This window comes from Pseudomonas sp. BF-R-19 (assembly GCF_019956445.1).
Lineage (GTDB): Bacteria > Pseudomonadota > Gammaproteobacteria > Pseudomonadales > Pseudomonadaceae > Aquipseudomonas > Aquipseudomonas fluorescens_BH.
Genome location: NZ_JAHBDN010000105.1, coordinates 1 through 14768 on the forward strand (window position 1 = coordinate 1; position 14768 = coordinate 14768).

Annotated in this window: 20 protein-coding genes and 3 pseudogenes; 9 read left to right on the forward strand and 14 right to left on the reverse strand. The window is 59.4% G+C overall.

The window, feature by feature from the left end; genetic code table 11:
* Positions 1-330: 330 nt before the first annotated feature.
* Positions 331-957 carry a PAS domain-containing protein gene (locus KGB28_RS28765; protein ID WP_223448906.1) on the reverse strand — a complete coding sequence of 209 codons (627 nt, stop codon included), beginning with the start codon at positions 955-957 and terminating at the stop codon, positions 331-333.
* Between the two features lie 573 nt (positions 958-1530).
* Here KGB28_RS28765 and KGB28_RS31915 point away from each other — a divergent pair.
* Positions 1531-1602: a hypothetical protein gene (locus KGB28_RS31915; protein ID WP_223448923.1), complete on the forward strand. Its 72-nt coding sequence runs from the start codon at positions 1531-1533 to the stop codon at positions 1600-1602.
* Between the two features lie 31 nt (positions 1603-1633).
* On the opposite strand, the pseudogene KGB28_RS31920 reads toward KGB28_RS31915, so the two are convergent.
* Positions 1634-1876: pseudogene (locus tag KGB28_RS31920) on the reverse strand (reverse transcriptase domain-containing protein); the annotation flags it as partial.
* A gap of 588 nt (positions 1877-2464) precedes the next feature.
* On the opposite strand from KGB28_RS31920, the gene KGB28_RS28780 reads away from it, so the two are divergent.
* Positions 2465-2647, forward strand: a complete 183-nt coding sequence (locus tag KGB28_RS28780) for a hypothetical protein (RefSeq protein WP_223448907.1) — start codon at positions 2465-2467, stop codon at positions 2645-2647.
* Positions 2648-2691: 44 nt separating this feature from the next.
* Positions 2692-3798, forward strand: coding sequence for an NADH:flavin oxidoreductase/NADH oxidase (locus tag KGB28_RS28785; RefSeq protein WP_223448908.1), 1107 nt, complete (start codon positions 2692-2694; stop codon positions 3796-3798).
* 121 nt (positions 3799-3919) lie between these two features.
* Here the strand turns inward: KGB28_RS28785 and KGB28_RS28790 are convergent.
* Positions 3920-4231 (reverse strand): annotated as a pseudogene (locus KGB28_RS28790) (integrase core domain-containing protein); the annotation flags it as partial.
* A 178-nt stretch (positions 4232-4409) separates the two neighbouring features.
* On the opposite strand from KGB28_RS28790, the gene KGB28_RS28795 reads away from it, so the two are divergent.
* Positions 4410-5348: an alpha/beta fold hydrolase gene (locus KGB28_RS28795; protein ID WP_223448909.1), complete on the forward strand. Its 939-nt coding sequence runs from the start codon at positions 4410-4412 to the stop codon at positions 5346-5348.
* A gap of 12 nt (positions 5349-5360) precedes the next feature.
* On the opposite strand, the gene KGB28_RS28800 is transcribed toward KGB28_RS28795, so the two are convergent.
* From KGB28_RS28800 to KGB28_RS28835, 9 genes and pseudogenes are all read right to left on the reverse strand, one after another.
* Positions 5361-5750 (reverse strand): IS1096 element passenger TnpR family protein, encoded by a 390-nt coding sequence (locus KGB28_RS28800; protein ID WP_223448910.1) that lies wholly within the window; start codon positions 5748-5750, stop codon positions 5361-5363.
* Positions 5747-6064: a hypothetical protein gene (locus KGB28_RS28805; RefSeq protein WP_223448911.1), complete on the reverse strand. Its 318-nt coding sequence runs from the start codon at positions 6062-6064 to the stop codon at positions 5747-5749. The genes KGB28_RS28800 and KGB28_RS28805 overlap by 4 nt, the downstream gene beginning before the upstream one ends.
* Positions 6061-6201, reverse strand: coding sequence for a hypothetical protein (locus tag KGB28_RS28810; protein ID WP_223448912.1), 141 nt, complete (start codon positions 6199-6201; stop codon positions 6061-6063). The genes KGB28_RS28805 and KGB28_RS28810 overlap by 4 nt, the downstream gene beginning before the upstream one ends.
* Before the next feature lie 411 nt (positions 6202-6612).
* Positions 6613-6831 (reverse strand): hypothetical protein, encoded by a 219-nt coding sequence (locus tag KGB28_RS28815; RefSeq protein WP_317853325.1) that lies wholly within the window; start codon positions 6829-6831, stop codon positions 6613-6615.
* Between the two features lie 49 nt (positions 6832-6880).
* Positions 6881-7054 (reverse strand): thiolase C-terminal domain-containing protein, encoded by a 174-nt coding sequence (locus tag KGB28_RS31925; protein ID WP_411740609.1) that lies wholly within the window; start codon positions 7052-7054, stop codon positions 6881-6883.
* Between the two features lie 266 nt (positions 7055-7320).
* Positions 7321-8043 (reverse strand): annotated as a pseudogene (locus tag KGB28_RS31930) (hypothetical protein); the annotation flags it as partial.
* A complete protein-coding gene (locus KGB28_RS31935; protein ID WP_411740610.1) occupies positions 7956-8390 on the reverse strand; it encodes an SDR family oxidoreductase in 435 nt (144 codons plus the stop codon). The gene KGB28_RS31935 and the pseudogene KGB28_RS31930, both read right to left, overlap by 88 nt.
* 87 nt (positions 8391-8477) lie before the next feature.
* Positions 8478-8615 (reverse strand): hypothetical protein, encoded by a 138-nt coding sequence (locus KGB28_RS28830; protein WP_223448914.1) that lies wholly within the window; start codon positions 8613-8615, stop codon positions 8478-8480.
* A 97-nt stretch (positions 8616-8712) separates the two neighbouring features.
* Positions 8713-9171 (reverse strand): DUF3237 domain-containing protein, encoded by a 459-nt coding sequence (locus tag KGB28_RS28835; protein ID WP_223448915.1) that lies wholly within the window; start codon positions 9169-9171, stop codon positions 8713-8715.
* 356 nt (positions 9172-9527) lie between these two features.
* Here KGB28_RS28835 and KGB28_RS28840 point away from each other — a divergent pair, with 356 nt between their 5' ends.
* The gene (locus KGB28_RS28840) at positions 9528-9974 is read left to right on the forward strand and encodes a MarR family winged helix-turn-helix transcriptional regulator (RefSeq protein WP_223448916.1); all 447 of its coding nucleotides are present in this window, start codon (positions 9528-9530) and stop codon (positions 9972-9974) included.
* A 76-nt stretch (positions 9975-10050) separates the two neighbouring features.
* Here KGB28_RS28840 and KGB28_RS28845 read toward each other — a convergent pair whose 3' ends face one another.
* Entirely contained in the window at positions 10051-10839 is a 789-nt protein-coding gene (locus KGB28_RS28845; protein ID WP_223448917.1) for an enoyl-CoA hydratase/isomerase family protein, read from the reverse strand.
* A 20-nt stretch (positions 10840-10859) separates the two neighbouring features.
* Entirely contained in the window at positions 10860-11756 is an 897-nt protein-coding gene (locus KGB28_RS28850) for an alpha/beta hydrolase (RefSeq protein WP_223448918.1), read from the reverse strand.
* A 99-nt stretch (positions 11757-11855) separates the two neighbouring features.
* On the opposite strand from KGB28_RS28850, the gene KGB28_RS28855 reads away from it, so the two are divergent.
* Genes KGB28_RS28855 through KGB28_RS28870 form a run of 4 tightly spaced genes read left to right on the forward strand, consistent with a single transcriptional unit; the run spans position 11856 to position 14700 of the window.
* On the forward strand, positions 11856-12665 hold the full coding sequence (locus KGB28_RS28855; RefSeq protein ID WP_223448919.1) for an alpha/beta fold hydrolase: 810 nt from the start codon (positions 11856-11858) through the stop codon (positions 12663-12665).
* A gap of 47 nt (positions 12666-12712) precedes the next feature.
* Entirely contained in the window at positions 12713-13180 is a 468-nt protein-coding gene (locus KGB28_RS28860) for a nuclear transport factor 2 family protein (protein ID WP_223448920.1), read from the forward strand.
* A 50-nt stretch (positions 13181-13230) separates the two neighbouring features.
* Positions 13231-14118 carry a helix-turn-helix transcriptional regulator gene (locus tag KGB28_RS28865; protein ID WP_223448921.1) on the forward strand — a complete coding sequence of 296 codons (888 nt, stop codon included), beginning with the start codon at positions 13231-13233 and terminating at the stop codon, positions 14116-14118.
* A 48-nt stretch (positions 14119-14166) separates the two neighbouring features.
* Positions 14167-14700, forward strand: a complete 534-nt coding sequence (locus tag KGB28_RS28870; RefSeq protein ID WP_223448922.1) for a hypothetical protein — start codon at positions 14167-14169, stop codon at positions 14698-14700.
* Positions 14701-14768: the final 68 nt, after the last annotated feature.

Here is a 14768-nt window from a genome sequence, read left to right on the forward strand (position 1 = left end):
CGCAGGCTTTGGCGGAACGCTTCGGACTCCTCGTCCAGCGGCGGCTCGCAGGTCCAGGGGCCGAACTGTACCTTGGGCTCGGCAGGCCATTGCTGCGGGGGCAGATTGGGAGTATTCATAAGCTTGATTCCTGTTGTACTTATATTTATTGACGTCGCCGGCCGCCAGACCGGCGAAAATGAAATCACTTGCCGGCCGCTTCTAGCTTGCCCAAGGAGAAGTCAGACTCCTTGGCACCGTGAAGCCGATCATGGCGCCACAAAACAACCTGGACGCCCCCCCAGCGCAGGTAGTAGATGGGGGGAACTACCTACCATACCGGGCCTCGACTTATTGGCCTCCGCTCATCATTGCCCCGGCCTGCTGAGTTGCTTCGGTGGTGCGGACAGCCAGGGTTCGGACCTGCTCTCGCCGCAGCTCGCTTTCCTCATGCTCGCTCTGTATCTCAACCAGCGAGCCCATCACCCGCAGGGGTGTGCCGCCAGCATCCCGCTGCGCCAGCCCGCGAACGCGAAACCAGTGGTAATTTCCGTTCTTGAGTTTCAGTCGGTAGGTCAATTCGAGAGGAGCGTCGGCCTTGTTATCGGTCATGTAGGCCGCAAAAGCGCTCACAGTGCGTGGCTGGTCAGCGGGGTGTAGACGCGATGCCCAACTGCTCAGCTCCCTGGGAAATCCCTCACCCCCATCAAATCCCAGCAGGCGCAGAAATGGAGGAGACCACCACACTTTGTTGGGCGGGTTGACCGGGTCACCAGCGACGACCTCCATATCCCAGAGTGCATCGTGGATAGTTTCGAGGGTGAGCTGGAAACGGAGCATGCTGGTATCCAGCATGGCTGACTGCTCTTTGCCAGCGCCGATATCCCGCAGTGCGCACAGCAAATGACTGGGCCTGCCACGCTCATCAAGGGTGATCCCGAAGCGCGCCAGAAACCAACGATACTCGCCGGAAGTCACTTCCAGGCGGTGCTCCCGCTGATAGCAAGCTGCTCCCGCGCGCCCCCTTCACGTAGGCCAATACCCCCTTTCGGAGGGTCTGCCGCTCATTTGGATGCAGACGCTCGAACCAGTCGTCCAAACGAGCTGGCGCGTACCGCCCGACCAAGGCACGTAATCTGGACGAAAGAAGCAGTTCGCTATTCATATCCCGCAGATAACCCTTGGCTATTGATAATTCCAAAAAACATTCATCGATGCAGGACTCCAGCCGACCGAAGCGTTCCTGGGCGAACGACCGAAGTAAGTGGTCCACACCGGATCAAATGGATTAGCCAGTCCTCGGATCTTGACGTGTCTCGTTATCGGGATCGTCATTGCACGGAAGAGCCGAAACCCGCTCGTACTGCCATCAGCCCGACCCTTCGTAGCAAAGTCCCAGGAACTCAAGTACAACGGCAAGCTACTGATCAAGCCGGCAAAGAAGAGAGTTAAGGCGCTCCTCGACAAGGTCAGGGAAATTATCAAAAACAACGCGAGCGTCACGCAGGAGGCGTTGATGCAGAAACTGAACCCGGTCTTCGGGGATGGGCCATGTATCACCGTTACGTCGCGGCGAACGCGAGCTTCTCATCAATGGACTCTCACATCTGGCAACCTGCCTGACCGCCGGAAGTACTTTGAATTCGAGCACATCTTTCGATACGCCGGTCACAATAAAGTCATCGGCATAGCGGGCGACGTTGAGTTGGGCCTTGCTGCGGGAAAGTTTGGACGATCCCACGCTTGCCCAAACTGCTGTCTCAAGCCCATCCAACGCCATGTTCGCGATCACCGGCGAGATGATTCCCCCTTGCGGGGTACCCGCCGACGTGGCGAACGAGGCTTCCTCCTCGATATATCCGGCATGACGCGACCTTCGCCGGACATCCCAATCCATCGGTTTTGCTCCAGAAACCGATCGCCGTCATCTGCATTCCCTCGTATAACGATTGGTCACAGTTCTCTCGCCATGAATGACCGAACGGAAGACTGCCCGCTTTCGCGTCGGACGATGTTTCAGCCCGTATCCCGTCCGTTACAACCGGGCATTCGCTTTCTCCGCATTCCTTTACCCCCAGCGTTCCTTGCAGTTCGCCTGTCGTTGCCGGCGGCACTATGGGCTTACCCTGTTCCGCATGAATCTCCAAGCGGGGCGGCCCCTTCCCCTTCGCCGGCGGCTGATTGTTTTTGGCGAGGACGATACCAACAGTCGTAATCTGCGGACGCTCCTTGCGATCGAGTGGTTGGCGACACTGCCACTCTGGCACGTTGATGCCGTTGTCGGGTGGAGGCGTCCATCCCATTGTTTACCGATAAACGGCGTGTTGACAAATATGTGTATGTTCACCTATTTTGGCACCAGCCGTTGCGAAACGCTACGACGCATGTTCGACAAAATGGAAGAGCGGGCCTGTGGTAATGAATCCTCGTGCTGTTGACAGCACTACTGCTTCTGCAGGGGCTGATGCCAAGCAGAAGACCCAGGATGCCTTGGACCGATGCATTCACCCAGAATGCAGCCAGCGCGTTTGCAGCGGCACAGTTCGACGATCAAATGATACGCCACGTCATGGACGTGTTCCCCATGGATAAGTGCATACGCGCACCATTCTGTGGATGTGCTTGCGATGATTTTGAAAAACTGATGACGATGTTCATCAACACATGAGCTCGGAAACCGAGCATAGATGATAATAATAATAGGAGAAAAAAATGCCTGATCTCTTCAGTCCTTTTGACATCAAGGGCATAACGCTCCGTAACCGGATCGCGGTGTCGCCAATGTGTCAATACTCGGCGATAGATGGCTATATCAACGATTGGCATTTAATACACTACGCAGGTCTCGCTAGAGGTGGGGCAGGCGTCACTATCGTAGAGGCGACGGCCGTCTCGCCGGAAGGTCGGATCACGCCCGGCTGTACAGGCATTTGGACGGATGCGCATGCCGAAAAGTTCGAACCAATCGTGCGATCCATCGAAGCCGCAGGTTCCGTCCCTGGCATTCAATTAGCTCATGCCGGCCGCAAGGCCAGCGCCAATGTTCCTTGGGAGGGAGATAACCACATCCCAGAGGATGACGTGCGAGGCTGGCAGCCTATTGCACCATCTGCTGTTGCTTTCGGTCACCACCTTAGTCGTGTTCCACGGGAAATGACCACAGATGACATTGCGAAGGTTCAGAAAGATTTTGTCGAGGGTGCAAAGCGCGCGCTCAATGTCGGCTTCAAATGGCTCAATCTGCATTTCGGGCACGGCTATCTCGGACAGAACTTCCTTTCCCATTACTCCAACAAGCGCAACGACTCCTATGGAGGCAACCTGGAGAACCGTGGCCGCTTCCTGATTGAGACTCTGGCTGCTGTTCGGGCTGTGTGGCCTGAGAAATATCCGCTCACGGTTCGCTTGGGCGTCGTCGAGTTCGATGGTCACGATGACGAGACCCTGTCCGAGGCGATTGAACTGGTCGGTCGCTTTAAGACAGAGGGGCTTGATATGATCGACGTGAGCTTCGGATTCTCGACGTACGACAACAGGATTCCATGGGGTCCTGGCTTCCTCGTGCCCTATGCCGAGAAGGTGCGACGAGAGATTCAGATTCCGACTTCAACCGCGTGGAACCTCGCTACACCAGAGTTGGCTGATGGCGCCATCCGAGACGATCGAGTCGATCTCGTAATGATTGGTCGGGCGATGTTGCAGAATCCGCACTGGCCGGATTTCGCCAGCCGCAAATTAGGTCGCGATGCACGCCCATGGATTTTGCCGCCACCATATGGGCATTGGTTAGAACGATATGGTATCGCGGAACTGACCTGATTTAAATGACGCTGACTCGCCGTTGCAATCAAATGCCAAGAATGCATCGCTAGGTAGTGCCTTGACTAAAATAGATAGGACATCACCTTATTGAGCATGATATCGGGTCCAAATCAAAAGCTTAATAAAAAATAGTGAGGTGCTCATTCTGCGCTTGGGTCAGGTAGCCCAGCGCGGAATGCGGCCGCACTTCGTTGTTATGACGGCGCCACTGCTCGATCACGACACGAGTCTCGAGGCGGTTGCGAAAGTATTCCATGGACAGGCACTCGTCGGTGGCCCACTGCAGCAACTGAGAGGAGACGAACTCAGGCCCGTTGTCCGAGCGCAATGCCTTCGGCGCTCCGCGCTCACTTATCAAGCGGCTCAAGACCTCAATGACGCGCTCCGAGCGGATGCTGCCCGTTACATTGATCGCCAGTTCCTCGCGGGATCGCCGACGAAGTGTGGCACCTCGCCCATCAGGAGCGTTCGGCATGGTCCTTTAACGCCGACGTCCGTCCATATGCTGAATCATGGTAGCACCCGAAATCCTGACAATCGGGATTTTCAACGAAGCATGCACGTTCGCTCTACATGCACATTATTAGAACGAAATAGGAGACAAAACCATGGTTACACGTAGAGATGTCCCGCTATCGACCACCGCCGCAACCGACGTCCTGGCGGTTGCGGCTTACGGCGGAAGTCAGGCGGCTTCCAGTCAATTCAAGCGGCCACTTGTGCTCGTGCATGGAGCGTGGCATGGCGCCTGGTGCTTCGAGCAGATTGCCGCACTGCTGAGCGCAGCCGGCCATCCCGTCACCGCGCGCGACCTTCCCGGCCACGGATTGAATGCATTGTTTCCGGCATCATATTCTGTGCATCCCCGCGATATCTCGTTCAACACTGAACCGTCACCTCTGGCGACAATCACGTTGGCCGACTACTCCAGGCAAGTCGTGGACATCGTCAACGGCTTGCTGGCGGCAGGACAGCCAGCTCCAGTGCTGGTGGGGCACAGCATGGGCGGAATTGTCGCGCAAGCGGTGGCCGAGGCGCTGGGGCGGGACAAGATTCACCACGTGGTTTACATCTCGGGATTCATGCCTACGGACAACACCCCTATCACCAACTATTTCCAGGACCCGACTTTCGCGAGTAGCCTGTTGCCGTCACTCTTGTTGGCCGACCCGGCTGCGATAGGGGCTCTCCGTCTGGATCCCGATTCATCCAGCGCCGCCTATGTTCAGCAAATGCAAGACACATTTTATGGGGATGTCGATGCCGTGACCCGCCGCGCGGCCACAAATCTGCTGACCCCCGATGTGCCGATATCGCCAGAAACGAAGATACATGTCACCACGACCGGGTGGGGAGCCGTGCCGCGCACTTATCTGCGTTGTGCCAACGACAAGGCCATCCCCCCCGCATGCCAGGATCTGATGATTGCCCAGGCCGATGCATTTTCGCCCTCCAACAAAACCAATGTCGTGCCCATCAACAGCAGCCATTCGCCGTTCTTCTCCCAGCCGCAGGCGGTGGTCAAGGCGCTGCTATCCCTGACATGACCGTCTTGACGCTCAGACCTTGATCCGGTGGAGTCGCATGTCGGCCGCGGCGATGTCGAAGGCGGTGGGATCGAATGGCCGACCGTACCATTCGAGAATGTCGTGGCGATCAGGATGGGCCATTGCCGCGACGGAGTCGGTGTAGCCGTGTACGCCGCCGACATCCTCGGGCTGTGTGGCGTTAGCGCCGCCAAGGCAGAGCGCCGTATCGAAGAGAGGGCCGGGAGGCAGGCGGCGCTCGACCTTGATGCGGTGCTCCCAATCGCCGCCGAGCGCGGTCGCGAGCCGCACGCAGACGCTCGCCCCCTTGCCGAGGTGCACCTTTTCGATGATCGTGGCGTGATCGGCCACGTAAGCACCTTCGTCCAACTGAGGCACATCATCCAGCGCATAAATCGTCATGATTGGCTCCCTGCGGCTAGCGCCTCTTCCTGCACTTCGATCACCAGCTCGAATGTAATAAGCACCTGATTCTCCCCTCGCTTCAGTCGCCCTTCGGCGGTTTCGCCGTTGTGGGCAACCAGCCCGATGTCGGGGTCGGCGCGCGGAGTGCCATCGGCCCCCGGAGCGATGGTGCCGGGACGAATGAAGACCTCCGTGACGAACGCTTCCACCGTGCGGCCATCATCGAAGACAGCACCGATGAGGCTGCCGACGCCACCACGAATGCGGGCGGACCGAATGTTGCATTCGGCGCATAACGCTTCCAGCGTCAAACAAAGATGCTCATTGGCCCCACTTTCACGACGAGGGCATTGGTACTGCCAAGTTGAGCGGCATCGGCTGACACCTGAAGCAAGCTGAAATTCGTCTCCGCATCCGGCGCAACCTTGAAGCCGGCACCGTAGAGCATCCATGCCTCCAGCTGCACAGAGACCTCGACCTGCGATTCCGCCGCAAGTAGATGCCCGCTCCGGCGGCGACCATCCGCTTCGATCCAAGTCGCGTGACAATGCAGCGAAGGTTCACCGTCACGCAGACTGTAGGTAATGCACCGGCCTCGAGGCGTGCCGCGCCGGTCGCTTGAAAACGCTCGCTGAAATAGGCCACGTGCCTTTGAGAATCGGATAGCGCAGGCATGACGAAGACCATTGGTGTCAGGGTTCCCGCTCGAAACGAGAATACTGCACTGGAAGCCCCATGCAACCGAACGGCATCGGCCAAGCCCTGGAGCTGAGTTACGCCTCGCGGCAGTTCGACATCAACAGCACGCAAGGTCGCCGCAGCACATTGCACACGTATTGGACCCACCGGGCCTGGATGCTTAATGCCGCGCATCTAGCCCACCAGTAGAAGTCAGCAGGCCGCGGCGGCGAACTCCTCCTTCACCAATGCCTTCGGCACCTTCATAGCCCGACTTTGGCAGCGCGTCCCAGAAGAACACGCGTTTCGGAAACTTGTAACGCTCCACCCGACTTGCCATCCAATCCAGGATCGCTGTCTCGTCCAGCTGCGCTCCATTGCGCAACACGCACACCGCCACACCAACTTCGCCCTACTTCGGATCAGGCACGCCGACGATCGCCACTTCACTAATCGACTCGTGCGTCAGAATTTTCTCTTCGATTTCTCGCAGTTAGATGTTGGAGCCGTCCGAGATATACATACTCGATCATTTCGGCGATGGTGAAGCAGTCGTGCGTCTCGACAAAGTCCAGGTCCTCGAGCGACACGCCCGCTTCGGCCCACGCGTTTTCCCAGGCCACGCGTGCTCCCCCAAAGGCAATCGGAGCGGATCGGGTCGCGACAGCGGCAGGAAGGCGTTGACTTGGGTGCGCGCGCGGAAGCGGATGGCGCGATTCAGAGTTGCTGCCGTCTCCTCGTCAGCAATGACCAGCGCATCTGCGCCATCAGACACCATCGAGCAATCTGTACGCCCTGTACGCCGCAGCGGCCCTGCCACCAGTGGGTTGAACTCCGACACCGTATTGCAGAACTCCAGGTCGAACGCTCTACGGACGTGCGCATAAGGGTTGTGCACGGCGTTTGCGTGATTCTTCGCGGCGATCATGGCCAACTCTTCTCTGTGATCTCCATGGCGCTGGAAGTAGGTTTCGGCGATCTGACCAAAGAGGCCCGCAAACCCCAGAGGATTTGATTCCTCTTTGCGGTAGCAGCCACTCAGCAGGACGCTCGGAAGATGCTGCGAGGGCAATGACGTCATCTTCTCGGCGCCAATCACCAATGCGATCCGTCCACGCCCGCTTTCGACGAAATCCAGCGTTGTGTGGAGAGCGGCCGTGCCGGTGGTGCAGGCGTTCTCGACGTGCACCGCTGGGGTGAAGCGCAGGCCGGGCTCACCCAGCGACACCAATCCTCCCTCGAAGCCCTGCGGCGTCAGACCGTTGTTAAAAACGCCAACAGCAACGAAGTCGACGTCCTGAGGTGCGACACCGGCATGATCGAGCACCGGACGGGACACACTGGCGATGACACTCTCGACATCTGGCAAACCCAGCTTGCCGAAGGGGGTGTGGGACCAACCCACGATCACTGCACGTTTTTGCATGAGAACTCTCTGTGTAGGATTGAGGAGTTCGCGGGTACCGCGCCCCAGGTTTGAACAAAAGAGCGCGGTTCTTTGGGCCGGATGGATCGAATTGACCCTCATGCCGTAGCCGAGGCGCGCCGATTCAAGCGCCGCCGACTTGGTGAGCAACTGCACAGCGCCCTTCGCCGCGCAGTAGGCACCGAGTCCGACGACGCCGACAAGGCAGGCGACTGAGGACAGGTTGATGACGGCGCCACCTGACCCGCCATCCCGCCCGGCCACATCGCCCACTTCGTGCCGAGAAAGCAGCCGCCCGCATTCGCCGCCATCACGCGGCGGAAGTCGGCGAGCTCGCAATCGACGCGCAGTGCCGCAGTCTCGATGCCGGCGTTGTTCACGACGACGTCGAGCCGGCCCCTGTGGCCGACCGTGGCCGCGAGTGCGCGCTCCCAGTCCGCTTCGTCGGTTGACGTCGTGCTCGCCCGCCCCGCGTCTTCCAGGATGTCGGTGACCATCACGCGCGCGCCGCTCCGCGCCAGTGCCCTCACCATCTCGGTGCCGAGTCCGCGTGCGCCGCCCGTGACGAGCCCCCCTCCAGGCTGTATCAGGAATTCATCGTCATCTCCTGCATGAGCTCATCAGAAGTAGAAGGCGCCGCGCATGAAGACTTCGTTCGCCGATTTCAGGTAGGCGCCGAAGTCGTCGTTCCCGCCGTCGCTGCGCAGCACGTTGCCGTAGACGTCGAGCTGGAAGGTCTTGTTGGGCTTCCACTTCACGCCCGGCTGATTCAGCCAGCCGCCGCGCAGGTCGGTCGGCGATCAGCGCGCAACCGCAAATTCTCGACCCGATGTATCTGGTAATCGCGGTCAGGCCCTAACGAATGGCATAAACGTCGTAGATGACTTCCGCACGCACGAAATCGACTTCCCCTATACCGATGCACACGTTACGGTGCATCCATGCATAGTCGGGGTGGGCGGTTCGGAAACGCGGGGTCGTGCACAGTTTCAGACGAGACGGGGACTCTCCACGAATAATCCGCTCGTATCGGTCTGGCCCCAGGTCGCCAAGCCCGGGATAGACAACATCAATCAATACGTCGTCGTCGGTGCGGATGGAAATCCGCACGTCGAGCGCGGCCACGCCGTCCCGCCTGATGGTCAGCCAGTCGGCACCCACCGGCAGCAACTTGCCATTCAGCCTGGGTCCCTTCACCTCACCGCCGGTGACCCAATAGTTGACGCGAAATCCCTCCGGCACCTCGCCGACGACTTCGACCGGTTTCAGAGTGGCAGAGTATGTGAACAAGTGTTCCAGTTCGTAGGCAATCATCGTTTTTCCTTTTCCTGTCAGGCCATGGCCCGGAATGCCGAGCGCGTTCGCAGAGCTTGTGCGGTTCAGGCCGCCCGGTATTGAACGGAATCACCCGGGACTTTGAACAAAGAAGTCAGACGGTCGGTCTTGTCGGAGGGTCCCGCCTTGAAGGACAAGAAGCACGTCAGTGCACCGAGTGCGTAGCCAAAGGCGACGTGTCGATCTGCACGGCGAGCATCCAAAGGAGTGTGCTACCGTCAAAACGTGCGGCCGGCACCGGGGCCGATTTCGCGGCGATACACTCGGTGGAGCGGACTGCCAGAAAAATGCTAATATGTGCGTATGCGCCTATTTTAGAACGAGCGGATATCACTATGGCAATCAATGTTTCTTCACAGCCCACCCTGTGCAACTGCACCGCGATCCGGAAGGCGGCGCGGCACATGACTCGCTTCTACGATGCGTGTCTTGCCGAAGTTGACTTGCGCGGGACCCAATACATCATTCTTCGGGCCCTTTCGGCGCATCGTCGAATGACCATCAATGCTCTGGCAGATGCCATGGTGATGGACCGGACGACCGTGACTCACAACGTGAAACCGCTGCAACGCGACGGACTGGTGGCGATCGAAGTCGATCCTGAAGACCGGCGTTCCCGCATCGTGAGTCTCACGAAGACCGGGGTTGCGCGCGTTCATCAAGGAGAGGCTGCATGGGCGAAGGCCCAGGCGCAGTTTGAGTCACAGTTCGGGCAGACCAGGGCGCGCGCGATGCGCGAGTTGATGTCCGAAGTCACGGACATCCAACTTTCCGCTGAGTGAACGACGGATTACGGCCAGCGCGCCGGACGTGCGGGGCACACCCAGCGCGGCGAGCCATCCCGGAAGACCTCCGGACTTAACAGCCTTCGAAATCGAGTACCGGTCGCTTGACGCCCCGGGACAACGCATCCTGCGCGGAATGCAGGCCACGTTTTGCGTCCTCGGTGTCGAACAGGGGCATCTGGATATCGAAGATCGCCTCATCCGCCGCCTGCACGCCGCCCAATGACCAAAGACGCAGCATCGCCTTATGGGCCGCGTGAGCGCGCGTCGGACCGTTTGCAAGCCGCCGGATCAGTGCGGCGGCTTCCTGGTCCAGTGCATCCTCTGCCACGAGATGATTTACGACGCCACGTCGATGCAGCGTTTCCGCAGAGACCGGATCGGACGTGAATGCAAGCTCGGCCGCGAACGAGCGCCCCGCTCGCTCGGCAACGCGATATACGCCGCCCACGAGCGTAGTGATCCCCAAGGACTGCTCGGGATGGGCGAACCTGGCGGAGTTCGCCGCGACGATGATGTCGCAGCGCAGGACCAACTCGAAACCGCCGCCGAAACAGGTCCCGCGGACGGCGGCGACGGTCGGGATGGGCAGGCTTTCGATCCGATTGAAGACGGCCATATAGCGCTGAAACAGGGCGCGCAGACTCGCCATTTTCATGCCGGCCCAAGGCGTGATGTCGCCCCCATAGGAGAAATCCGGTCCGTCCGCACGGATCAGTAAAGCCCTCACGCCGCTGTTGGAGATGGTGTCGACCGCAGCTTCGAGTTCGCCAAGCATCTGTATGCCGAGCCGGTTCTGCGGCGGGTTGGTCAGCGTAATCATCGCGACAGCACCGTCAATATCGAATTTGAGGTGGTTCATGGTCATGTCCTCCGAAAGACTTATTGGGAAAGGTGCTTGCCGAACCACTCGGTCGCGGCACGGCTCGCAAGTTCGAATTGGCCAAGGTAGGGATCGAAGTGCCCGCCAGGAACCAGCACGAGCTGCTTGGGCTCAAGCGCACGCTCATACGCGGCAAGCTCGAGGTCGGTCAGCGTGACGCGGTCTTCCCCGGCGACGATCATCATCAGCGGCGTCGGCGACACGCGTGAAATCCACGCTCCTGGCTCATACATGCGCGCGGCGCGAATTGAACGCACCGTCACCTCGTTGTCCCAGATGCCTTCCGGGATGGGCTGTAGATAAAAGTCGATCGATTCCCGCGAGCGGTAAGCGGCGGGAACCGCGGGATCGTCGCTGACAATCGCCTGGCGTGGTGGTTCTCCGCGCAGTTGTGCCCGCTCATCGTTTGCGAGGGCTTCTTCCAACGCGGCGACGGCATCCGGCGAGATGCGCCGCAGGCCTTGCTCGTAACCGCTGATCGTGGGCACCTGCGCGACGATGCATCGCAGCCGTCTGTCCGTCGCACCCAGAACGATGGCGTGCCCCCCGGCGTAACTCGTCCCCCATAGGCCGATCCGTGACGTATCCACTTCCGGTCGGGATTCCAGATACGAAATGGCCCGGCGCCAATCCGCAATCTGTCGCCACGGGTCGACATCGCCACGCGGCTGGCCACCACTCTCACCGAAGTTCCGGTGATCGTGCAGGAGCACGACGAATCCCGCTTCAGCAAAGGCCCGGGCGAAACGCTCGAGGCCGTGGTGCCGAGTGCCAGCATAGCCATGCGCCATCGTGATGGCGGGATGCGGACCCGGTCCGTCCGGGAGGAAAAGCCACCCCGCGATAGTGATGTCACCATCGGCCGGAAACGAAACATCTATTCTGCTAGTAGTCATCGATCCACTCCACGTTGACATTTAGGTGAATGTGCACCTATTGTGTCACCCGTCGGCGGCTAACGCAACGACTCCTATCACAGAATTGAAGGAGGGACTATGGCAACGAAACCGGAAGCTACTGGAAACACAACGCTTTCTCCCGCCGCAGACGCCGCTTCCGCGGGGAAGATCCGCGATGTGTCGGCAGTCTTCATCCACGGATTCCTGGATGAGGGCGGGCTTTGGCAACCCGTGATGGATCGCCTCACAGAGGTCGGCGTCACCTGCGTGGCACCGGATCTCAGGGGCATGGGCACACACGCAGCCGCTCCCGCACCGTTCACGCTGGCGCGCCTTGCCGAAGACGTCGTGTCGGCACTTGTGAACATTTCGGGACCGGTGGTGCTGGTCGGGCATAGTATGGGTGCCCAGATCGCTGAGATGGTCGCCGCGGCACTGCCAGGGCAAGTCAGCGCCATGATGCTGCTCACGCCGGTCCCCCTGGGTGGTCTCGCTATGCCGGACGACATCGCGGCACAGATGCGTTCTCTTGGGGGTGACGCCGAGGCACAGCGTCAACTCCGCCGGCAATTCGCGGGTAGCTACGCGGCAAGTGTCATCGACAAACTCGTCGGTGTCGGCATGAAGGTCCGGGGCGAGACGGTCCGCGCACTCTTCGATGCATGGAGCGCCGGTGATCCATCGGGAGCCGGCAGGAGCAGGTTCGAGGGCCCGGTACTGATTGCCGGAGGGGCGGAGGATGCCTTCATCACGCCGGCGTTGATCGAAGGAATGGTCAGCCCCAGGTTCCGCAAAGCTTCGACGGTCCTGATCCCCGAGGTAGGGCACTGGCCTCACGTAGAGCGACCGTCGGCGGTTACCGCACTGCTGACCGACTTCATTGCTGACCTCACCGGGGCAGCGTAACGATAATCGACCGGCAGGCAGTTCCATTCCCAGAGGAGGAAAACAACATGGCAATCGAAATTCGTGGAACCGTACAGGAGCAGCCCTGGATCGAGGCATTCACCAAGAATACCGCAAGTGCATTCGAAGCAGCCCTTGCCCCGGATGTGCGCTTCATCGCGAGCGCGCTCGTCAGGCCAATTGTCGGCCGCGACCTTGTCAGGACCGTAATGGCAGCCGCCAGCGCGGACTATGAACGCCTCGTGGTTACGGATCAGGCGAAGACCGACAGGCGGACCTGGCTGGAATGGGAGGCGCGCACCTATAGCGGCCTGGAATTGTCGGGGGTCACGGTGCTGACCATGGACGAGAAGGGCAAGATTGTCGAACTGAGCATCCATCACCGCCCCCTGTCGATGCTGCTGAAGTTCTCCGCCGAGCTTGGCGACCGGCTGATCGGCAAGGTGGACCGGAGTTACTTCTACCAACCGGATGCTTCGGCTTCGTCTGGACCAGACGCGAACGAGCGTACGTAGGGGCTCGTGCGAAAGAGCCCTGCATTCTGACTTTCCTCGGGACACGAATCATGGCTGAGCTCTTGCACCCCGAAGATCTGCCCCGCTGGGTACCTGGCAAGATTGTGCTCGCCAGTGATCAACTCGGCTGGTGCAATGTGCTTATCCGCGCTTACGAGTACGCGCCGTCAGAAGTCTTCGTTCCCGCAATGCGGGATTTTCTGCTCATCGCGTATCGTGAGGGCTCCACATCGATGGACCGGAAGGTCAACGGCCAATGGACACGCGAGTTCCTCGTTCCGGGCAATGTCTCGCTTCTGAGCCGTGCGGAGGAATCTCGCTGGCATTGGGCCAGCGATATCGGGGTCATCCATCTCTATATCGCCCAGGACGCCCTGGCAGCGATCTCAGCGGAAGTGTTCGACCGGGACATCGCCGATGTGCGCCTTCGGGACGTCCTCAAAACCGACGACCCCGCCCTGTTCGGCGGTATCATGGCACTCGCGGAGGAAGCAAAGGCAGACCGCCCGGGCGGTCGCTTGTTCGTACACGCGGTCACGACGCAGCTGTGTATACATATCCTGCGAAAATATGCGGACGTCGAGTTTCGCGAAAATCGGTTGCCCACTGAGCTATCCCCGCTGCAAGCCAAGTTGGTCGCTGAATACATCGAACTCAACATCGACAAGCCGCTTCCCCTCCGGGAGTTGGCGGGAGTGGCACGGGTGAGTGCATCGCATTTTCTCCGGCAGTTCAAGCGAAGCTTCGGGACGCCGCCGCACTGCTACGTAATCGAGCGTCGTCTCGCCTGCGCCAAGAATCAGCTCTCCAGAACCGCCCTCCCACTCAAGGACATCGCATTCAAAGCCGGATTTTCCGACCAGAGTCATATGACGCGCATGTTTCAAAGGAATCTCACTGCAACACCGGGCACCTATCGGACTGCAATGCGGGCCTAGTCTGTCGCAGATTTGCCACTCTTCAAACCACTATACGGAGACAATACCATGACCACTATCAAGCACTGCTCCCGTCGAAAGCAACCAATCATCATCCCCAACGAATTGACACTCGTCCTTGAAGCGACTTGGGCGTCGGCCAAGTCAAATATCGAGTCCCAGCAGCGCGTAGTCACGAAGAAAGGCTGGACCGGTGCCTTTGCTGAAAAGTCGGAGAAAAGCTTTGGCATGACATTCGCCGTCGATGTGGTACTCCATACCTCCGCGCTTTCAAAACCTGTAGTGGGACGGGAACACGTCCAAGCGGTAATGAGCACCGCCAGCAAAGTCTACGAGAAACTCGAGTTTGTAGATGAGGCAAACAACGGTAAGCGCACCTGGCTTGAGTGGAAAGCAGTCGCGCTGGGCGGAAAAGAGTTCTCAGGCGTTACGGTCCTAACCCATAATGACAAAGGGGAGATAGTGGAGGCAAGCATCCATCATCGGCCACGCTGGGCAGCTATAATGTTCGGCGAAGAGCTCCACAAGAAACTGCCCGAAGTGATTACCGCGGAGTACATCTCGACATCGGACCATGCCTGAACCGCTACGAAGTTCTACCCCCCTACACTAAACTGCACAACCGCCTCTATAACCCCCGCCCCACCCAC